This is a genomic window from Rhizobium sp. LjRoot258 (assembly GCF_964254185.1).
In the GTDB taxonomy this organism is placed as follows: domain Bacteria; phylum Pseudomonadota; class Alphaproteobacteria; order Rhizobiales; family Rhizobiaceae; genus Rhizobium.
Map to the genome: position 1 here is coordinate 2,413,023 of NZ_CAXUST020000001.1, position 20,526 is coordinate 2,433,548.

The 20,526-nt window shown below is 60.3% G+C and carries 19 protein-coding genes and 1 pseudogene; 11 read left to right on the forward strand and 9 right to left on the reverse strand.

Annotation, left to right across the window (positions count from 1 at the left end):
- Nucleotides 1-17: 17 nt before the first annotated feature.
- Complete coding sequence (locus ACSQ9D_RS11955) at nucleotides 18-1,055, reverse strand: phosphatase PAP2 family protein (RefSeq protein ID WP_436282408.1); 1,038 nt, start codon at nucleotides 1,053-1,055, stop codon at nucleotides 18-20.
- Nucleotides 1,056-1,365: 310 nt separating this feature from the next.
- Here ACSQ9D_RS11955 and ACSQ9D_RS11960 point away from each other — a divergent pair.
- From ACSQ9D_RS11960 to ACSQ9D_RS11980, 5 genes and pseudogenes are all read left to right on the forward strand, one after another.
- A pseudogene (locus ACSQ9D_RS11960) lies at nucleotides 1,366-2,406 on the forward strand (zinc-dependent alcohol dehydrogenase family protein).
- A 169-nt stretch (nucleotides 2,407-2,575) separates the two neighbouring features.
- Complete coding sequence (carB, locus tag ACSQ9D_RS11965; protein WP_436282409.1) at nucleotides 2,576-6,061, forward strand: carbamoyl-phosphate synthase large subunit; 3,486 nt, start codon at nucleotides 2,576-2,578, stop codon at nucleotides 6,059-6,061.
- A gap of 116 nt (nucleotides 6,062-6,177) precedes the next feature.
- The gene (locus tag ACSQ9D_RS11970) at nucleotides 6,178-6,462 is read left to right on the forward strand and encodes a phospholipase effector Tle1 domain-containing protein (RefSeq protein ID WP_436283823.1); all 285 of its coding nucleotides are present in this window, start codon (nucleotides 6,178-6,180) and stop codon (nucleotides 6,460-6,462) included.
- A gap of 180 nt (nucleotides 6,463-6,642) precedes the next feature.
- Nucleotides 6,643-7,119, forward strand: a complete 477-nt coding sequence (gene greA, locus ACSQ9D_RS11975; protein ID WP_436282410.1) for a transcription elongation factor GreA — start codon at nucleotides 6,643-6,645, stop codon at nucleotides 7,117-7,119.
- Between the two features lie 31 nt (nucleotides 7,120-7,150).
- The gene (locus ACSQ9D_RS11980) at nucleotides 7,151-8,200 is read left to right on the forward strand and encodes a glycosyltransferase family 4 protein (protein WP_436283824.1); all 1,050 of its coding nucleotides are present in this window, start codon (nucleotides 7,151-7,153) and stop codon (nucleotides 8,198-8,200) included.
- A gap of 8 nt (nucleotides 8,201-8,208) precedes the next feature.
- Here the strand turns inward: ACSQ9D_RS11980 and ACSQ9D_RS11985 are convergent, their stop codons facing one another.
- The 4 genes from ACSQ9D_RS11985 to ACSQ9D_RS12000 form a co-directional block, all read right to left on the reverse strand.
- A complete protein-coding gene (locus ACSQ9D_RS11985; protein ID WP_436282411.1) occupies nucleotides 8,209-9,231 on the reverse strand; it encodes a glycosyltransferase in 1,023 nt (340 codons plus the stop codon).
- Entirely contained in the window at nucleotides 9,228-10,259 is a 1,032-nt protein-coding gene (locus ACSQ9D_RS11990) for a glycosyltransferase (protein WP_436282412.1), read from the reverse strand. The genes ACSQ9D_RS11985 and ACSQ9D_RS11990 overlap by 4 nt, the downstream gene beginning before the upstream one ends.
- 12 nt (nucleotides 10,260-10,271) lie before the next feature.
- Complete coding sequence (locus ACSQ9D_RS11995) at nucleotides 10,272-11,081, reverse strand: glycosyltransferase family 2 protein (RefSeq protein WP_436283825.1); 810 nt, start codon at nucleotides 11,079-11,081, stop codon at nucleotides 10,272-10,274.
- A gap of 104 nt (nucleotides 11,082-11,185) precedes the next feature.
- A complete protein-coding gene (locus ACSQ9D_RS12000; protein WP_037118089.1) occupies nucleotides 11,186-11,653 on the reverse strand; it encodes an Lrp/AsnC family transcriptional regulator in 468 nt (155 codons plus the stop codon).
- Nucleotides 11,654-11,888: 235 nt separating this feature from the next.
- On the opposite strand from ACSQ9D_RS12000, the gene trxB reads away from it, so the two are divergent.
- The 5 genes from trxB to ACSQ9D_RS12025 all read left to right on the forward strand — a co-directional run bounded on the left by trxB (nucleotide 11,889) and on the right by ACSQ9D_RS12025 (nucleotide 16,858).
- Entirely contained in the window at nucleotides 11,889-12,863 is a 975-nt protein-coding gene (gene trxB / locus ACSQ9D_RS12005; RefSeq protein WP_436282413.1) for a thioredoxin-disulfide reductase, read from the forward strand.
- Nucleotides 12,864-12,886: 23 nt separating this feature from the next.
- Nucleotides 12,887-13,783 (forward strand): LysR family transcriptional regulator VtlR, encoded by an 897-nt coding sequence (locus ACSQ9D_RS12010; RefSeq protein ID WP_007534166.1) that lies wholly within the window; start codon nucleotides 12,887-12,889, stop codon nucleotides 13,781-13,783.
- A 542-nt stretch (nucleotides 13,784-14,325) separates the two neighbouring features.
- Nucleotides 14,326-14,619, forward strand: a complete 294-nt coding sequence (locus ACSQ9D_RS12015) for an ArsR/SmtB family transcription factor (RefSeq protein WP_037118094.1) — start codon at nucleotides 14,326-14,328, stop codon at nucleotides 14,617-14,619.
- Nucleotides 14,620-14,845: 226 nt separating this feature from the next.
- A complete protein-coding gene (locus ACSQ9D_RS12020) occupies nucleotides 14,846-15,967 on the forward strand; it encodes an alkene reductase (protein WP_436282414.1) in 1,122 nt (373 codons plus the stop codon).
- An 87-nt stretch (nucleotides 15,968-16,054) separates the two neighbouring features.
- Complete coding sequence (locus tag ACSQ9D_RS12025) at nucleotides 16,055-16,858, forward strand: aminoglycoside phosphotransferase family protein (RefSeq protein ID WP_436282415.1); 804 nt, start codon at nucleotides 16,055-16,057, stop codon at nucleotides 16,856-16,858.
- A gap of 118 nt (nucleotides 16,859-16,976) precedes the next feature.
- Here the strand turns inward: ACSQ9D_RS12025 and ACSQ9D_RS12030 are convergent, their stop codons facing one another.
- From ACSQ9D_RS12030 to ACSQ9D_RS12040, 3 genes are all read right to left on the reverse strand, one after another.
- Nucleotides 16,977-17,390, reverse strand: a complete 414-nt coding sequence (locus tag ACSQ9D_RS12030; protein WP_436282416.1) for a DUF1801 domain-containing protein — start codon at nucleotides 17,388-17,390, stop codon at nucleotides 16,977-16,979.
- A 70-nt stretch (nucleotides 17,391-17,460) separates the two neighbouring features.
- Nucleotides 17,461-17,886: a DUF1801 domain-containing protein gene (locus ACSQ9D_RS12035; RefSeq protein ID WP_436282417.1), complete on the reverse strand. Its 426-nt coding sequence runs from the start codon at nucleotides 17,884-17,886 to the stop codon at nucleotides 17,461-17,463.
- A 148-nt stretch (nucleotides 17,887-18,034) separates the two neighbouring features.
- The gene (locus ACSQ9D_RS12040) at nucleotides 18,035-19,045 is read right to left on the reverse strand and encodes an SDR family NAD(P)-dependent oxidoreductase (protein WP_436282418.1); all 1,011 of its coding nucleotides are present in this window, start codon (nucleotides 19,043-19,045) and stop codon (nucleotides 18,035-18,037) included.
- Between the two features lie 93 nt (nucleotides 19,046-19,138).
- Between ACSQ9D_RS12040 and ACSQ9D_RS12045 the strand changes: the two genes are divergently transcribed.
- The gene (locus ACSQ9D_RS12045; protein WP_436282419.1) at nucleotides 19,139-20,050 is read left to right on the forward strand and encodes a LysR family transcriptional regulator; all 912 of its coding nucleotides are present in this window, start codon (nucleotides 19,139-19,141) and stop codon (nucleotides 20,048-20,050) included.
- 27 nt (nucleotides 20,051-20,077) lie between these two features.
- Here the strand turns inward: ACSQ9D_RS12045 and ACSQ9D_RS12050 are convergent, their stop codons facing one another.
- Nucleotides 20,078-20,359, reverse strand: a complete 282-nt coding sequence (locus ACSQ9D_RS12050; RefSeq protein WP_007790042.1) for a DUF2188 domain-containing protein — start codon at nucleotides 20,357-20,359, stop codon at nucleotides 20,078-20,080.
- Between the last annotated feature and the right edge of the window lie 167 nt (nucleotides 20,360-20,526).

The window sequence follows — 20,526 nt, forward strand, 5'->3', positions numbered from 1 at the left end:
TGCGTCCGGACGAGCAATCAGGCGGTTGCGACGGCATCCTTTGGAGCGTCCGCGGCCGATCCTGATTCGCGATCCATCAGCGCCTTAAGAGCAAAATGGCCGAACCCAACGACAAGCACCGACGCGTAGCCATCAATCGCATAGTGCCAGCCGAGATAGACGGAGCTCGCTATCACGAGCGCTGTGTAACAAAAGGCGATGATACCCAGCCTGCGTGAGACCTCTGCCGCAAAAAATGCGTTTAGGGCGATCAGTGCCACATGGACGCTGGGAAACGCCGAGATGCCGGAGCCGAGCCCGGATGTGGCGTGCTCGTGAAGCGACCACAGGTAACGCTGAAACAGGCTCGCGGCCGTTGGACTATCAGGCGAGTTGAGAACACTCAGCAGCTCGGCAAAGCGCTGCCCGTCGCCGGTCACGGCGCCATAAAAGGCAGGCCCGGCCGATATGAAGATGCCGGCAAGAATATTTCCGCAGACCACCCAGACGAGCATGAACATGCTGATATAGCGGACGCGTATCGACGCCGCTCGCGGCGAGGTTGCCACGTAGAAGAGCGTTGCGAAGCAGACCAGGAACCACAATATGCTGTAGTTCCAATCCACGATCTTGACGATGGCCTCGTGGCCGGCGATCGAGAGCGGCCCGCTCCAGGGATCGGGCCCGAACGACATGAGGGCGTCGAGGTTTGCGAGCGGCCGATCGTAGAGAAAGCCGCCCCGAATGATCGGCAGCAGATTCTTGATCGATGTGAACGTGCCCTGAAAAATCATCAGCGCCATCAGCAACGCCATGCCGGAGAAGAGATGGGCCAAACGCTGAGGCGAAAATGCTCTTCGCACAGCCAGCGATCGTTTCCCATCAAAGCGAAGCAAAATCCATGCGTAGTCAAAAATGCCGGCCGTAAGGGGCATGAAAAACAGGAACAGGTAGGTCCATTGGTCGAAGTATAGCCCGAATGACATCATCTCGGCGTGGCCAGCGGCGACCAGCAACACGAGCCCAATCACGACATAGACTGCTACGGCGAGATAAAGCCAAACGTCGGCCGTCATCCGGACCTTGAGATGCGATAGCAACTCCAAAGTCCACGTTCTCAGGCTCGCAAGCCTTTTATCACGCTCAGACATTGTCAATTCAAGCGCGCCCCTGCAAGCAAACCGCCCTCCTGGTTTGCAATGATAAATAGAAGCACCCTATTTATTAATTTTCACGAACCGGCACTGCTAAAAAATCGGCCTGACCATATTTTCCCGATTGCGAGGCAAACAAGCACTTCCCGAGCACAGCATGGGTACCCGCTTGACGAGACATCGCCATTCAGGCCTCCTTGGGCCAAGAAGTCTGAGGAGGAGAGAAGAAACGATGAAGGCGGTGCGGCTCGAAGCGACGGGAAAGCTTTCCCTGCGCGAGGTGGAGCGTCCCGAGCCGGGTGTTGGCGAATTGCTTGTTCGCGTGGAGGCCTGCGGCATTTGCGGCACCGACCGCCACCTGTTCCTTGGAGAGTTTCCTTCCAAGCCACCCGTCACGCTTGGCCACGAGTTTGCAGGCATCATCGAAAAGGTGGGCGTCGGTGTGAGCGGCTTTCGCAAAGGCATGCGCGTCACCGGCGATCCGAACATCGCCTGCGGCCGCTGCCCGCAATGCCAGCGCGGCCGCGTCAATCTCTGCGATAATCTCCAGGCGATCGGCATCCATCGCAACGGTGGTTTTGCCGAATATGTCTGCATTCCGCAGCAGCAGGCCTTCGAACTGCCCTTTGCACTGGATCCCCTCCACGGCGCCTAATGCGAACCGCTTGCCTGCTGCATCCACGGCGTCGATCTTGCCGAAATCCGGACCGGCGCCTCGCTCGTCGTCCTCGGCGGCGGCGTGATCGGCTTGCTCATCGTGCAGTTGGCCCGGCTGGCGGGAGCAACCAAGATTGTCCTCGTCACCCGCAGCGAGGAGAAGCGGACGCTCGCCGAGAGGCTGGGAGCCACCGCGAGTGCGGATCCATCGACAGGCGATATCGTGGCACGCTTGACTGCGGCAGACGGTTTGCTGCCCGGCGGCGCCGACGTCGTCATCGAATGCGCCGGTGTTGCCGAAACAATCGAGCAGGCGCCCCGCCTTGCACGGCGCGGCGGCACCGTCGTGATCCTCGGGGTCATGCCCCAGGGCATGAAGATTGCGGTCGAACCCTTCGACCTCCTCTTCCGCGAGATCAAGCTGGTGAATTCGTTCCTCAACCCGTTCACGCACCGGCGCGCGGCCGATCTCATCGCATCGGGGACCATCAAGGTCGCGCCGCTTATCTCCCGCCGGATCGGCTTCAGTGACGCCGTAGAAGCAATCTCCAGTCCCGCCCGCCGGGGTGAGATCCGAGCGCTTGTCGTACCGGGTGTCGTAGCGGGTATCGACTAGGCTTCTGTTGTTCGGCCAATTCCTGTCGATTCCGCAATTTATGGGGTTCCGTTTACAAATACATTTGCCTATAAGCCGCTTCTAGCCTGAAAAGACCATCACATGCGCGACCGGCCGGTGCCTCCCACCCTGGCCGGCTTTCTGCGCAGCTAGGAAACGGAAAAAGACGATGCCGAAGCGCCAAGATATCAAATCGATCCTCATCATCGGCGCGGGACCGATCGTCATTGGCCAGGCTTGCGAATTCGACTACTCCGGCACCCAGGCGTGCAAGGCGCTGAAGGAGGAAGGTTACCGCGTCATCCTCGTCAATTCCAACCCGGCAACGATCATGACCGACCCGGGTCTTGCCGACGCCACCTACGTCGAGCCGATCACTCCCGAAGTCGTCGCAAAGATCATCGCCAAGGAACGTCCGGACGCGCTGCTGCCGACCATGGGCGGTCAGACGGCACTCAACACCGCCCTCTCGCTGAAGCGCATGGGTGTTCTTGACCGCTACAATGTCGAGATGATCGGCGCGAAGCCCGCTGCAATCGATATGGCCGAAGACCGCGCCCTCTTCCGCGAGGCAATGGACCGCATCGGCCTGGAAACGCCGCGCTCAATGCTGGCAAACGCCACCGACATCAAGGATACCGATCGCAAGACGCATGAGGCCGAGCGCACCAAGCTGAAGGAGAGCCTCTCCGGCTCCGACCTCGACAAGGCGCTCGACGAGCTGGAAAACCAGTGGAACCTCGGCGAGACTGACCGCAAGCAGCGCTATATCAGCCACGCCATGGCGATCGCTGCGCAGGCGATCGACACCGTCGGTCTGCCTGCCATCATTCGCCCGTCCTTCACCATGGGCGGCACTGGCGGCGGCATTGCCTACAACCGCTCGGAATTCTTCGAGATCATCGGCGGCGGCCTGGATGCGTCGCCCACCACCGAAGTTCTGATCGAGGAATCGGTTCTCGGCTGGAAGGAATATGAAATGGAGGTCGTCCGCGACAAGGCGGACAACTGCATCATCATCTGCTCCATCGAGAACATCGACCCAATGGGCGTCCACACCGGCGACTCGATCACCGTCGCCCCGGCGCTGACGCTGACCGACAAAGAATATCAGATGATGCGCAACGCCTCGATCGCCGTCCTGCGCGAGATCGGCGTCGAGACCGGCGGCTCGAACGTTCAGTTCGCCGTCAACCCGAAGGACGGCCGCCTCGTCGTGATCGAGATGAACCCGCGTGTCTCGCGCTCCTCGGCCCTCGCCTCCAAGGCGACCGGCTTCCCGATCGCCAAGGTCGCCGCCAAGCTCGCGATCGGCTATACGCTGGACGAACTGGAAAACGACATCACCGGTGGCGCTACGCCGGCCTCCTTCGAGCCGTCGATCGACTACGTCGTCACCAAGATCCCGCGCTTTGCCTTCGAAAAGTTCCCGGGCGCCTCGCCGGTGCTCACCACCGCGATGAAGTCGGTTGGCGAAGTCATGGCGATCGGCCGCACCTTCGCGGAATCGCTGCAGAAGGCGCTCCGCGGTCTCGAAACGGGCCTGACTGGCCTCGACGAGATCGAAATTCCGGATGTCGAGGAAGGTGAATCCAGCCAGAACGCCATCCGCGCCGCCATTGGCACACCAACGCCGGATCGCCTGCGCATGGTCGCCCAGGCGCTGCGTCAAGGGATGAGCCCTGAAGAGGTTCACGAGGGCTGCAAGATCGACCCGTGGTTCATCGCCCAGTTCAAGGCGATCGTCGACATGGAAGCCCGCATTCGCGAGCACGGCCTGCCTGCTGACGCAACCAACCTGCGCGCGCTCAAGGCGATGGGTTTTTCCGACGCCCGCCTGGCAACGCTATCCGGCAAGCGCCCGAAGGAAGTGGCTGAACTGCGCAACAGGCTGAACGTCCGACCGGTCTTCAAGCGCATCGATACCTGCGCCGCCGAATTCGCCTCGCCGACCGCCTACATGTACTCGACCTACGAAACCCCGTTCGTCGGCGTTGCCCGCTCGGAAGCTGACGTTTCCAACCGCAAGAAGGTCGTCATCCTTGGCGGCGGTCCAAACCGTATCGGCCAGGGCATCGAATTCGACTATTGCTGCTGCCACGCCGCCTTCGCCTTGAGGGATGCCGGCTATGAAGCGATCATGATCAACTGCAACCCGGAAACGGTCTCGACGGACTACGATACCTCCGATCGCCTCTATTTCGAGCCGCTGACGGCCGAGGATGTCATCGAGATCCTGCGTGGAGAGCAGGAAAAGGGCGAAGTGGTTGGCGTCATCGTCCAGTTCGGTGGCCAGACCCCGTTGAAGCTTGCAGAAGCACTCGAAAAGAACGGCATTCCGATCCTCGGTACGGCACCCGACATGATCGACCTCGCCGAAGACCGCGACCGCTTCCAGAAGCTCTTGATGAAGCTCGATCTCAACCAGCCGAACAACGGCATCGCCTACTCCGTCGAGCAGGCCCGCCTAGTCGCCACCGAAATCGGCTTCCCGCTGGTCGTGCGCCCGTCCTATGTTCTCGGCGGCCGCGCCATGCAGATCATCCACTCGGAATCGATGCTGCAGACCTACCTGCTCGACACGGTTCCCGAACTGGTGCCTGAGGACATCAAGCAGCGCTATCCGAACGACAAGACCGGCCAGATCAACACACTTCTCGGCAAGAACCCGCTGCTGTTCGACAGCTACCTCAGCAACGCCATCGAAGTCGACGTCGACTGCCTCTGCGACGGGACAGACGCTTATGTCGCCGGCATCATGGAGCATATTGAGGAAGCCGGCATTCACTCCGGCGACTCGGCCTGCTCGCTGCCGCCGCGCACCCTGTCGAACGAGATGGTCGACGAGCTCGAGCGCCAGGCGAAGGCCATGGCCAAGGCGCTGAATGTCGTCGGCCTGATGAACGTGCAGTTCGCCATCAAGGACGGCACCGTCTACGTTCTCGAAGTGAACCCGCGCGCCTCGCGCACGGTACCCTTCGTCGCCAAGACCATCGGTGCGCCGATCGCCAAGATCGCGGCGCGCGCCATGGCTGGCGAAAAGCTCGATGCGGCGTTTGCCGCCTACGGCGAAAAGCCCGATCCGCGCAACCTCAAGCACATTGCCGTCAAGGAGGCCGTATTCCCCTTCGCCCGCTTCCCCGGCGTCGACACCCTGCTCGGTCCGGAAATGCGCTCGACCGGCGAAGTCATTGGCCTCGATACCGATTTTTCGCTGGCCTTCGCCAAGTCGCAGCTCGGCGCCGGTGTCGAACTGCCGCGTGAAGGCACCGTCTTCGTTTCGGTCCGCGACGAGGACAAGCCGCGCGTTCTGCCGGCCATCCGCGTTCTCGTCGGCGAAGGCTTCAAGGTCCTGGCAACCGGCGGCACGCAACGCTTCCTGGCTGAAAACGGCATCGAGTCGACGAAAATCAACAAGGTCCTGGAAGGACGTCCGCACATCGAAGATGCCATCCGCAACCGCCAGGTTCAGCTCGTGATCAACACGACCGACGGCAACAAGGCGATCTCCGACTCGAAATCACTTCGCCGCGCAACGTTGATGCAGAAGGTGCCCTACTACACGACAATGGCCGGCGCCGAGGCAGCCGCCCAGGCAATCAAGGCGCTGCGTGCAGGCAACCTCGAAGTCCGCCCGCTGCAGAGCTATTTCTGAGCCAAAAACGACCGAAAGTTGCGCTGAAACCGCCCGGATGCCGCCATTGCTGCGATGCATCCGGAGCGGTTCGTGGTCCACCCGATGCCGACGGGCGACATCCGGATCGCGACCACATCTGTCTCTTCGGCTTCAGTCGCGGTGACTATGCGGCGCGCGTCCTGGCAGGCTTCATCCATGCCTTTGGCTTGACAGCCGGATGCCATTTATTTTCCCCTGAGCGACCGGGGCTTCATTCCGGACGATGCGCTGATCCATATCTCGCTCAAGGAGCGCAAGGATGCGCGTTCCTGTTGTCCACCGAACCCACCCGCAGACCCTCATTTCGTTCCCTAGCCGCTTGGTTCATTTCCTGCGATCAAGCAGTCAAACCCTTGATCCGGCTGTTGCCTTCGTTATGACGACGGCATGCACAGACGCATCGCGTCGTCGCAGTGAATACGAATTTTATGGAAATCGCCGGTGCCGATCTGCTATAAGCCGAGTAACTAGGATTGTTGCACGGTTCCGAAGTTCGCCTTCGGGACCTGTTTTCTTTTGTGTCTGCGGCTAAGTAGACGCGGGGAGTGAAGGACAGAGAAATGGTTGATAAGGTACCGATGACACAGGGTGGTTTCGTCAAGCTGCAGGAAGAGCTGCGCTGGCGTCAGCAGGAAGAGCGCCCGCGAATCATCGAAGCGATCGCAGAGGCGCGCGCGCACGGCGACCTTTCCGAAAACGCTGAATACCATGCCGCAAAGGAAGCGCAGAGCCACAACGAAGGCCGCATCAGCGAACTTGAAGACCTGACCGCACGCGCCGAAGTCATTGACCTGTCCAAGATGTCTGGCGACAAGATCAAGTTTGGCGCCAAGGTGAAGCTCGTCGACGAGGACACCGACGAAGAGAAGACCTATCAGATCGTCGGCGACCAGGAAGCCGATGTTAAGGCCGGCCGTATCTCCATCTCCTCTCCGATCGCGCGTGCGCTGATCGGCAAGGAAGTCGGCGACTCCATCGAGGTCAATGCACCCGGCGGCTCCAAGGCTTACGAAGTTCTTTCCATTTCTTGGGGCTGATTAACCCGTGGAAGGTCGCGGCCAACCGGCTATCATCAATGTCAGTGACGTCGAGATTATTGCGCCGAACTTCAAGAAACGGCTCTCAGGCGTCACCTCCACCATCATTCAGTTGATCCCGGTCCAGCGCGCACTCGGCGAGAAGATTGCGGCTCTAGGACCGGGTCTTCCGGCATCTTTGCCGCACATTCGCTTTGGCGACCTGCCGAAGCTTTGGCGCGCCCCCCGCAGCCGGCCCTTCCGCATATGGCACGCCCGCCGCAACATCGAGATGCTTCCGGCCATCCTGATGCGCGATGTCCTGCGCATGCCCTTGAAGATCGTCTTCACCTCGGCCTCTCAGCGCCGCCATTCCGGCTGGACGAAATGGCTGATCTCGAAAATGGACGCCGTGATCGCAACCAGCGGAAAAACGGCCGATTATCTCGAGGTGCCGAACACCGTCGTTCTGCATGGCATAGACACGACCCGTTTTTCCCCGAGCGACGATAAGGCCGGAGCCAAGCGAGGCCTTGGTCTCGACGCGACGAAGAAAATCGCCGGCTGCTTCGGCCGCGTTCGCCATCAGAAGGGAACGGACCTTTTCGTCGACAGCATGATCCGCCTGCTGCCGACCCGACCGGACTGGATCGCTATTATTGCCGGACGTGCGACCACGCAGCACCTCGAGTTCGAGAAGGAACTGAAGGCGCGCGTCGCTGCCGCCGGCTTGGTCGATCGCATTCTCTTCGTCGGCGAACACACCAATATCAATGACTGGTATCGGACGCTCGACCTTTTCATTGCTCCGCAACGCTGGGAAGGTTTTGGTCTGACGCCGCTCGAAGCCATGGCAACCGCCGTCCCCGTGGTCGCCACTGACGTCGGTGCGTTTGCGGAACTGCTGTTAACCGGCGCCAACGAAACCGGCGTCATTGTCGCGCGCGACGATCCGGACGCAATGGCTCAAGCTGCGGGCCTTTTCATGGACGACGACGGCCGCCGGCAACGGGCATCGGCCTGCGCGCGAATCCACGCGATGAATGTCTTCAGCATCGAAGGGGAAGCCCGGAAAATCGGTGCCGTCTATCGATCGCTTTGAGCGACGCCTCAAGGTTTGCGGTTGAAGAGCTCAAGGTAGGCGTTGGCAACCGCTTCTTCGGAGAACTGCTTCATCAGCGTCTCGCGTCCGCCTAAAGCAACCTTTGCGGCCAGGTTCGGGTCGTTGATCAGCCGTTCGATGGCGTGCGAAAAACCATCGGTATCTCCGATTTCGGCGAGAAGCCCATTGTCGCCATCCCGCATGAACCACGAAGGTCCTTCGGAACGGCTGGAAACGACGGGCTTGCCCTGCGCCCAAGCTTCCAGAATGACATTGCCAAGCGGTTCGTGGTTTGACGGCATGACAAAGATATCGGCAGCCGCCACGAAAGGTCGCGTATCCCTCTGCCAGCCGAGAAAACGCACACGCTCCGTGACGCCGAGATCCGCCGCTATCGTCTTGACGTTTTCCAGCTCCTCGCCTTCTCCGGCGAGCCACAAATAGACGCCCGGAAGCTTCGCAACCGCCGCCGTCAGCAGCCCAAACTCCTTGCGTGGCACGAAACGGCCCATCGACATCACAACAGGCGCATCCGCTGGCGTGGCGAATGCAGCACGGTCGATCGGGGCAACCTGTTCGGCACTCGTGAAGTTCGAAATCACCTCGACTGCGCGCGTCCATCCTAGCTTGCGCACGTGCTCGGCGATGCCGGGCGTGTTGCAGACAAGAATGTCGGAGTTCTTGAAGTATCTGAGATTGGTCGGGTAGTCCCCAAGCCGGGAGATCTTGATGCATCCTTTGTAGTTCGGCATCAACTCGCTCGCGCGAGGTGCCCAGGCCATGATTGCATCCGGCCGAACCCATCGCGCATTGAGAGCAACCCTCAGCGGCAGCAAAACGCGATCCAGGGACAGATTGCGGAAGTTGCTTTCAAAGATCCTGACCGAGGCCGGCATATCCTTGCGCCAGATCCGACCGGGTCGGATGACGGCGCTCTGCTCGACATTGCGCCGAGCCAGGGCATTGACAAGGTGAACGAAGAACCGCTCGGCTCCCCCATCCTTGCCGAAGTGGAAGTGCATCACCCTCACGCTTCACTCTTCCCGGTTTCAAACAAGCGGATATAGGCTTGCGTGATGGCCTCCTCGGAAAACCGATTGGTGAGCGTGTCTTGGCCGCCTTCGATCAAGGCAGCCCGCAAGCCCGGCTCATCGCGAAGGCGGGCAATTGCCTTGGCGAGCCCCTCGACGTCGCCGCAATCGACCATCAACGCATCCTTGCCATCAGTCATCACCCAGCTCGGTCCCTCGGCACGAGAGGAGATGGTGGGTTTCCCCGCCCCCCAGCCCTCGAGGCACACATTGCCAAGTGGCTCGTGAAGCGACGTCACGGTGAAGACATCGGCGGAGGCGAGATAGGCATAGGCATTGGTCTGCCATCCGGCAAACCGTACGCGGTCGCGCAGGCCGAGCTCATCGGTAAGTTTTTCAAGGTTCTCGCGTTCCGGCCCATCGCCCAGCAGCCACAGGTATGCGTCCTGGGTTCTCGCAATCGCCTTGATCAGGACGTCAAAGCCCTTCCGCTTTACGAAGCGTCCCATGCCGATCACCACGAACGCGTCTGCGGGCGTCTGTAGCGCCTCCCTGGCGATTGGCTTGCTCGGGACCGAACGCGTAAAATTGGCGATCACCTCGACACCACGCGTCCAGCCGAGTTCCCGCACACGCTTGGCGATATCAGGCGTGATACAGATCAGCGTTTCAGAATTGCGGTAGTAGTCGAGGTGTTCGGGATAGTCTCCGAGCCGCGAAATGCGTCTGGCGTTCTTGTATCGCGGCATGAAGCGGCTCGCGCGCAATTGCCAGGACATGATCACGTCGGGCTGAAAATCGTTCAATATGCCGCGCATCCGCGCCCACAAGACAAAACGGGAGAGCGAAATACGCCGGAACGTACCCTCATAGACCGCACCGCAGTTTTCTATGTCCTTGCGCCAGCTGCGATCGGGGCGAATGAGCGCACGCTGCTCGATACCGCGCTCGTGGAGGGCATTGACCAAGTTGACAAAGAAGCGCTCTGCTCCGCCCTCCTTGCCGAAATGAATATGCATCACTTTCATTGCGATCCGACCTCAATGCCTTCCTGCGTCGTCAAAGCTCGGGTGCCGCTCTGCGGCCTGACGTTGGTACAGCTTCGCTTGGGTGAGAAAGGCGTACACAGCGCCGGTCATTGCCTCGATAAAGCCCGACGGCCCGCAGCGCCATAGCCCGTTGTGGAAATACAGGCGCAGGAAATAGAGCGGCGGGCTGAAAATCAGCCTGGCGAACGTCGTCCCCTCGCCCAAGGCAAAGTGCTGATCGGCCTTCAGAGTCGAATACTTATTCTCTTTCAGGATTTGCTCATCGATGATCAGTGGCCGATAATGAAGGAGGCTCCCGGAGTTCGCATCCCCGACACGCCCGGTCGGCACGATGCCTTCGTGAACGGTTTGCGTGAGATCATACGCACCTCTGCCTTTGCGGATGAGCCGCAGGTTCTTTCGCTCGTGCACATGCTCGGGCGTGTAGCCGTAGCCGATCAGATAGGGGCGACGCGCCACGCGCCACCCGACAATATCGTCGGGAGCGGCAACCAGCTCCGGCAAAAGTTTCCGCAGGGGCGCATCGAGCCGCTCATCGGAATCAATATTCAAGCGCCAGGGCTGGGTACACTGATCGAGGGCGAATTGCTTCTGCCCCGCATAACCGCGCCAGGTCTCGTGAAACAGCCGGATCGGCCAGCCCTTGTCGATATAGGATTGAAGCAGAGCGACCGTGCCGTCCGTCGAACCGGAGTCGACAACGACGATTTCCGCACACTTATCGAGACTTTCGATGCAATTGCCGAGATACGTCTCTTCGTTCTGGCAAATGATGAACGCGGAAATGGGCAACTTGTTCATAGATAGTCTTCGCATCTTCATCCGCAGCGGACGGCCCAGCAAAACGCCTCTCATAAGGCATAAGCCGTTCCATTCATAGAGCTTCGCTTCCAGCTCTTTGCCGCTCAGACTTCGACCAGGCCGGCGCGCTTGACCTGTCGGATCGTCAGCATCGTGCGCACGGTATCCACGTGCTCGTTGGCCGTCAGCACCTCGATCACGAAGTCCTGGAACCGCGTCAGGTTCTCAGCAACGCAATGCAGCAGGAAGTCGCTGTCGCCGGACACCATCCAGGCCTGTCGCACCAGCGGCCACTGCGCCGTTGCGGCGGCAAAGGCCTTGAGGTTGGCCTCCGACTGATGCTTCAGACCAACCATGCAAAAGGCGACCAGATCGAAGCCCAGCTTCGGACTGTTCAGCATCGCATGATAGCCTTCGATGACGCCGGTCTCTTCGAGCTTACGCACGCGGCGAAGGCATGGCGGCGCCGAAATGCCGACGCGGTCGGCCAGCTCGACATTGGTCATGCGGCCGTCGGCCTGTAGCTCACGCAGTATCTTTATATCGATGGCATCGAGTTCGGCGCGCAGCACAATCCTGCCCTTCCTTTAATTCATGATCGCCAGCTTCTATATAAAGCGACGGAATTCGCAAGAAAGTTTCACCTCGGCGATGGATTGTTGCACGCCGCGCCGAGAAAGCCTTGTTGGTAACGCAAGGCTGCCCTTGAATAAAAGCACTGGACGTTCATAAATGGCGGATGGATCGCGAAACGGCCTCATTCGCCTCTTAGCCGCCGCCCTCCCGACAGTCGAAAAGGAAATACCCATGTCCGCCCGCCATACCAAGGTGCTCATTATCGGCTCCGGCCCTGCCGGCTACACGGCTGCCGTCTATGCAGCCCGTGCAATGCTGAAGCCCGTGCTGATCGCCGGCATGGAGCAAGGCGGACAGCTGATGATTACGACTGACGTGGAGAATTATCCAGGTTTTGCCGATCCTATCCAAGGACCATGGCTGATGGACCAGATGCTGCAGCAGGCAAAACATGTCGGCGCAGAGATCGTCAACGACATCGTCACCGAAGTCGAGATGAACCAGCGTCCGTTCGTGGCACGCACCGATAGCGGCCAGGTCTGGACTGCTGATACGTTGATCATCGCAACCGGTGCCAAAGCGAAATGGCTGGGTATCGAAAGCGAGCAGCATTTCCAGGGCTTCGGCGTCTCGGCCTGTGCGACCTGCGACGGCTTCTTCTACCGGAACAAGGATGTCATCGTCGTCGGCGGTGGCAACAGCGCCGTCGAGGAAGCGCTCTACCTCTCCAACATCGCGAAGTCGGTGACGGTCGTGCACCGCCGCGACATCTTCCGTTCGGAAAAGATCCTGCAGGAACGTCTGTTCTCGAAGGAAAACATCAAAGTGCTCTGGAACACCGAAGTGGCCGAAATTACCGGCACGCCGGCCAAGCCGCCGATGCCGCCGTCCGTTACGGGGGCCCGCCTGCGTGACACACGCACCGGTGCGATCACCGAGGTTGCCGTCGACGGCGTCTTCGTTGCGATCGGCCACGCGCCGGCCACCGAGCTTTTCAAGGGCAAGCTGAAGCTGAAGGACAATGGCTACCTCTGGACCGCGCCGGACTCGACGGCAACCAGCCTAGAGGGGGTTTATGCCGCCGGTGACGTGACCGACGACACCTTCCGCCAGGCGGTTACCGCCGCCGGTCTGGGATGCATGGCAGCCCTCGAAGCCGAACGATATCTGACGGGCCATATGCCCGTCGCCGTTGCCGCGGAGTAGGATCGGCTATGAGGGGTGGGGGAATGCCATTGGATTGGGACAAGCTGCGTATTTTTCACGCAGCTGCCGAAGCGGGTTCGTTCACGCATGCGGCGGATAAACTGCATCTGTCCCAGTCCGCGATCAGCCGCCAGGTCAGCGCGCTCGAGCAGGACGTCGGCACCAAGCTTTTCCACCGCCATGCGCGCGGTCTGATCCTGACGGAACAGGGCGAACTGCTCTATCGCACCGCTCACGATGTGCTGCTGAAGCTCGAAACGGTGAAGATGCAGCTGACCGAGACGACGGAAACGCCGACCGGAAAGCTGCGCGTGACCACGACGGTCGGCCTCGGTCAAGGCTGGCTGACGGACAAGATCCAGGAGTTCATGCAACTCTATCCGGATGTCCAGATTCAGCTGATCCTCGACAACGAGGAAGTGGATGTGAACATGCGTTACGCCGATTGCGCCATCCGCCTGCGCCAGCCGGTGCAATCGGACCTGATCCAGCGCAAGCTCTTCACCGTTCACATGCACGTCTATGCGGCCCCCTCTTACATCAACCGGCATGGCGAGCCGCAGACGGTCGAAGATCTCGACAACCATCGCATCATTACATTCGGTGAGCCCGCGCCGAGCTACCTGCTCGACGTCAACTGGCTGGAAGTCGCCGGACGCTCGTCCGACAACAAGCGCATCCCACATCTGCAGATCAACAGCCAGACCTCGATCAAGCGCGCGTGCCTGCTCGGGATGGGCATCGCCTGCATGCCCGACTACATCGTCGGACGCGACCCTGGCCTCATCCAGCTGCCGATCAACGCCGACGTGCCGTCGTTCGATACCTATTTCTGCTATCCCGACGAAATGAAGAATGCCGCGAAGCTGAAGGCTTTCCGCGACTTCATTGTCAGCAAGGCGCGCAACTGGAACTTCTAGTTGCCTCACTCGGAAATACAAGCCGTGCAATATATGCATGTCTGGCATGCATAAAATGGGGTTGCCGTTTGCTCATTAAAACACCATATCGCACATAGCTGATGCACATGGTGGCTTTTCCTCCCAGTTCCACCGCATTGGCTGTTCCCCTCTGGAGGTTTTGACCTTCACACCTATAAAGGGCCCCGATCTTTCGGTGGCCCTCTTTTTTTGCCCGATTCTTTCGCAATGCAGCAGAAAATTGTGCAGCGCATAGCAGGCATGCGCAAACATGCATTGAAATCTGCCTCTCAAAGCATCATATCCCACTCAGTTGATGCATTTCGTGGTTTCTCTCCCAGTGCCACCGCGTCAGCTGTTCCCCTCTGGAGGTTTATTGACCTTCACACCTTTAAAGGGCCCCGATCTTTCGGTGGCCCTCTTTTTTTGCCCAAAATTTAGCCAGGCCGGGAAATGCAACCATTCACGCCGTCGTGACTTGCATATCGAAAACGAGCAATCCATATATCGCCTACAGACGATTTATAGTTCGAAGAACGGCGATGGAAAAAGACGAAATTCTGAAGGCGATCGCCCATCCAACACGGATGGAAATCCTGAACTGGCTGAAGAATCCCGAGGCGCACTTTTCCTCGCAGGAGCATCCGCTTGAGATGGGCATATGCGCCAGCCAGTTCGAGCGCTGCGGCCTATCGCAATCGACCGTCTCGGCGCATCTGGGGACGCTGAGCCGAGCCGGCCTCGTGACGACAAGACGCGTCGGCCAATGGATCTTCTACAAGCGCAACGAGGAGACCATCGCGGCTTTCCTCAATCAACTCGCCAAGGATCTGTAGGATGTCGGTCGCCTCTGCGCTGCCCTGGCTCAGCGCCTGGTTTCGGCATGATCAGCGCGAAGCGACTGCCGGACTATTTTCCAACACGGGCTCCGATGCACCTCGCACCGCCTGCGGCGGCCGCCGCTGATCGGGCGCATTGCAACAGCCCTCACCCATCCCTTTGCCGAATCGCAGGTGCGTCCGCCTCGGCCGAGTGATCTTCCCGCAGCAAGAAAGGACTCCCATGAGCAAGCTTTTCGAACCGACAAAGGTTGGCGACATTACCCTTAAGAACCATATCGTGATGGCGCCGCTCACGCGCAACCGCTCGCCGGGCGCCGTTCCGAACGACCTCAACGTCGAATACTACCGCCAGCGCTCAGGGGCTGGGCTGATCGTCACCGAGGCAACGGCCATTACCCATCAGGGCCAGGGCTACGCAGATGTTCCCGGCCTCTACTCCAAGGAAGCAATCGACGGCTGGAAGCGAGTGACCGATGCCGTACATGCGGCAGGCAGCAAGATTGTTGTCCAGATGTGGCATGTCGGCCGTATCTCACACACGACGCTGCAGCCGAACGGTGGCAAGCCGGTCTCCTCGACGAATACGGCCGCAAAATCCAAGACCTATCTCGTCAACCCGGACGGTACGGGAAGCTTCGTACCGACGTCTGAGCCGCGCGCCCTCGAAACATCGGAAATCCCGGGCATCGTTGAAGACTATCGCAAGGCAGCGCGCGCCGCGATCGAGGCCGGCTTCGACGGCGTCGAGATCCACGCCGCGAACGGTTATCTGATCGACCAGTTCCTGCGCTCCGGCATCAACGACCGCACGGATCAGTACGGTGGCTCTGTCGAAAACCGCGCACGTTTCCTCTTTGAAGTCGTCGATGCGATCACCGCCGAGATCGGCGCTCGCCGCACCGGCATCCGCATTTCACCTGTGACGCCGGCAAACGACTCCTCCGACCCGCATGCACAGTCCATCTTCACCTACGTGGTCGAAGGCCTGGCAAAGTATGACCTCACCTACATCCACATCGTCGAGGGCGCGACCGGAGGTGATCGCAACTATCAGCAAGGCGACAAGCCCTTCGACTACAAGGCGCTCCGCAACGCCTACGAAAAGGCTGGTGGCAAGGCGAGCTGGATGGTCAACAACGGCTATGACCGCGACATGGCGATCGACGCCGTAGAGAGCGGCCGCGCCGACCTCGTCGCGTTCGGCAAACCGTTCATCTCCAATCCCGACCTCGTCCAGCGCCTCAAGGACAACGTGTCCCTCGCCGGACTCGACCAGGCAACGCTGTATGGTGGCGGTGCCACGGGATATGTAGACTATCCAACGCAAGTGAAGGCCGCTTGAGCGTGCAAACGCCAACGGAGATCCCGCCATCGGCATCCCGCCATCGGCGGGATTTCCTTTTTTCCAGCGCCCCGGTAGCATGACGCCATGTTCTTATCGCACATCAAGCGCTGGCGACTTTCCGTCGACGGCGAACCGACCATCACCCATTCCAGCCACCTGTTGCCCGTTCTCTGGGACGGCAAACCCGCGATGCTGAAAATCTCCAGGGATGAGGCCGAGCGGGCAGGCGGCGCGCTGATGCAATGGTGGGACGGCGTCGGCGCAGCCAGGGTGTACGCGCACGACAGCAAGGCCGTTCTGCTCGAGCGCGCGATGGGGCACCGCTCGCTTCTGGCCATGGCAATGGACGGCGCCGACGATACGGCAACCCGCATCATTTGCAGCACTGTTGCAAAGCTTCACGCCCCGCGCCAACAACCCCAGCCCGAGCTCATTCCGCTTGCCCGCTGGTTTCGCGACCTCGCCCCGGCGGCAGAAGTCCATGGCGGCATACTGGCCCGGTGCAACCTGATTGCCGCAAGACTGCTTGCCGACACCGGCGATCCCGTCGTCCTGCACGGCGACATTCACCACAGCAACATCCTCGATTTCGAACAGCACGGGTGGCTGGCAATCGACCCCAAAGGCCTCATCGGCGAACGCGGTTTTGACTACGCCAACATCTTCGTCAACCAAGACCTTCCGACAACAGGCACTCCCGGCCGCCTGCGAAGGCAGCTTGGCATCGTCGCGACCGAGGCAGGGCTTGAGCCGAAACGCCTGCTGCAATGGATTGCTGCCTATTCGGGCCTGTCAGCTGCCTGGTTTCTCGGCGACGGATCGACGGAACTGGCCGAAAGTCCACTCGCTGCGGCGCGCATTGCGCTAGCCGAACTGCAGCAGGGCTAGGCGCGCCATCCATCCAGCGCGCCGTGCTCGGATCCTGGCGTCGGACGCCCTGCCGGAGCGAGGCCGGTACAGCGAAGAAACGCCATGATGCCGCAATCGGTCGGAAGAAGCGTTGGCGTTACGCCTCTTTGATTTTGCGCGCTTTCGCCTTGGCGGGCGCGTTCTTCTTCAAGTTGTTCTTGTTGTAGTCGATAGCGGCCCGGACGAGTTTCTTCAGTGCGGACTCATTGATGTCATCGCCCTCGAGGAAATCGATGGCGCGACGCGCGTTGCCGTCGAGGCCCGCATTGAAGAGCTTATCAGGATCCGGGATGTTCGCCCCATGAGCAAAGGTAAGCTTCACCTTTCCCTTGTGCGCGTTGGCCACGGCGATCATTCCGTCGCGGGACCAGACCGGGCTTCCCATCCACTTCCATTCCTCGGTTATCTCCGGGTCGACCTCGAGAATGGTCTTACGGACACTGGCGAACGTCTTGCCGCGCCAGTCTGAGATTCCTTCGATCAATTGATCAATGCGTTGCGATGCATCCATTGTATCCAATTCCTCCAATTCCAACCTTGCGGCTCGCCAATCCTAGAACGATGAGATCTCGTACCGGCTCTCACATTCGTTCACCAGGCAACCGACTTGCCTGTCTCACCCAGTCGGCGAACTGAGCCTCATCGAGCTGGTCGTCCTCACGGATATCGAGGTAACGCACCTCCTTCTGTTTTGACACCCCTGGGGGCATCGGCTCCAGAGAGCTGCCGCGGAAGAAAGCCACCTTGATGTACTTGGTGAAGCAGTGAAAGCTCAGGAACCAGCCCTCCCCCTTGATGCCGTAGAACGGCGAGTTCCATTTGACTGCCTTATGGACGTCGAGCACGGTTCGCACGATGAGCGCATCCAGGCGGCGTCCAAGGTCGCTTTTCCAGCCTGGCATGGCGGCGATGTAAGCCTGTACGGGCGCATCGCCTTCGGCTTTGGCGATCTGGGGATTGCCGCCTGAAAGCAGTGTCGGCCTGGTTCCACGCGCGGTCTTGGTCATTGCTCCATCCTCTTGAGCCGACCGTGGATATGGTCGCTCTTTGAATTGGCGGCTTTTCTCACGCGTGCGCCGCGACGCAAGCAACGGCGACATGCTCGACATCAAAGGCTATCCGCAGATGCCTTGGCAATGCAACCCTAAACAGGTCCTAGCGGACTGCTTGCACCAAAGCGCGTGCTTCGCTCGCCGGCGCTGGTGTCGGCAGGCAGCCGAGCGAAACCAAGGAGGCGCGAACAGCCTCGTCGATCGGCGTGTTCGGCTCGCTGCCGAGCTCGCAGACCAATCGTTCATTCGACATCCGCAGCGGTTCCTGCCAGAGATAACGCATCTCCTTCAGTTCACGCATAAAGGTGACGAACGGGGCGGCCAGCGGCACGATCCACCAGGGAAAGGCCTGCGTCTTTATTGCGTTGCCGGCCACCCGCTTGATGGCAGCCACCATCTGGCAGCCATCGGCGTCCCAGAAGCCGTCCATGTGATAGACGGCAAACGATGGCAGGCGGTCAGCGCATTCGACGAGACGGACCATCGTTTCTGCAACATCAGGCAGATAGGCCCATTGATGCCCGACACCGTGCCGCGCCGGGTTCTTGACGGCGTTCACCGGCTTTCCCGGTGTGACCATGCCCTGCGAGAACCAGCTGTTGGCGGCCCCCGGCCCGAAAAAATCGCCGGCGCGTACAATGATGACCGGTACGCCGGTGCGCGAGGCGACCTCCAGTCGCCTTTCCATCTCGACGCGGATCGCTCCCTTCTTCGTGACAGGGTGTTGCGGGCTGTCTTCCTCAAGGACCGGAAAGGCATCCGGTCCGAAATTATAGACGGTACCCGGCAGAACGATGCGCGCGCCAAGCGAACGCGCGGCTGCGATGGTGTTGTCGAGCATCGGAAGGACGAGCTTGTCCCAATCGCGATAGCCCGGCGGATTGACTGCGTGAACGATAAGGCTGGCGCCTTGCGCCGCGGTCATGAGATCGTTGGCGTGCATCGCATCGCCTTGCACCCAATCGAAGTCGGGCGCTTTCGCGCGGGCCTTTGCTGCATCCCGGTTCAGCGCCCTCACGCGCCAACCGCGTGCGGCGAGCTTCCGAGCGACCTCGCCTCCGATCCCGCCTGTTGCACCGAGCACCAAAGCAACCTGCCCATTGAGTTCAGTCATGATGGTCTCCGTCAAGTTCGACTGAACCGATCATGCCCGCATGTCGACATAAACAAAATTGACGAAATTCGTAGGGCCGATATACATAAATACATGAGCAGAGAACCGGACTGGCATTTCTACCGAACGCTGTTGGCCGTGCTGGACCACGGATCGCTTTCGGCGGCAGCGCGTGAATTGGGCCTGACGCAGCCGACGGTCGGGCGGCACATCGATGCGCTGGAGGACGCAATAGGCTCGCAGCTCTTCGTCCGCTCACCGAACGGTCTTTTGCCGACCGATGCAGCGCTTGAATTGAAGCCTTATGCCGAAACGCTCGCGGCGACATCCGCCGCCCTGCTGCGAACGGCGTCGGGGCATCGCGAGCGCGTTGCCGGCACAGTCCGCATAAGTGCCAGCGAGGTCATCGGTGTCGAGGTTCTACCGCCGATCCTCGCAGAGCTGATGGCGGCCCATCCCGAGCTCAATATCGAGCTCTCGGCGTCCGACGCCATCGAGGACCTTCTCAATCGGGAGGCAGATATCGCCGTACGGATGGCAGAGCCGGCACAGGATCAGCTTCACGTCCGCCGCATCGGAGAGATACCGCTCGGCTTTCACGCCCATCGTCGCTACCTCGAGCAACACGGCATGCCGCAGGAGATCGCCGAGCTGGCAGGACACCGCCTTGTCGGCTTCGACCGACAGACAGCCTATATCCGGACCATGATGGCGCGCTTTCCATTGCCGGACGGCCTCGCCTTCGCTTTCAAGAGTGATAACCCGCTGGCGCAGATTTCGGCAATTCGCGCCGGCTTGGGAATTGGAATCTGCCAGACCGGCCTTGCAGCGCGGGAGCCGGATCTGCTGCCGGTCCTGCCGGAGCTTTTCCGGATACCTCTCGACACTTGGGTCGTCATGCACGAGGGGATCAAAACGGCACGCCGCTACCGCGTCACATTTGACGCACTGGTAGGCGGCCTGATGAATTACGTGAAGGGAACGGCGCGCAAGCACCCGGGCTGATCATCGCTTGGACGATGAACCGGATGCTCATGCGCGAGGCGAGGCTTCGCTGGAATGGCTTTTCCAGGTGCCGTCGACCACCTCGGTCTCCGGCCGGTCTCCACCTTCGGCATATTCCTCATGCCATTTACCCTTGTCATCCTGCCAGCTGATCTCCGCGGAATCACCGCCAACCTGCTGTTCGGCCGCAACGATACGGGCTGCTTCGAGCGCCTCGGAGTGTGTCGGGAATGCTTCCGAATAGACATTGCCCAGCCGGTAGGCCCAGCCCCCGTCGTGAGGAACGACCTCGTAGACCACCTTGACCATGCGTCTCACTCCACTTCTTCTTGTTTCGCGCTCGAATACTGACCGGATTGCATCCAGTTCTGCGCGGGCCGCATTGCAAGAGACGAGAGGGCGCCGCGATGTGCTTCCGGCTGACCGATGGGGTAGTATTCCATTAAATTCTCAAGACTGCAAACGCGCTCCCTCCC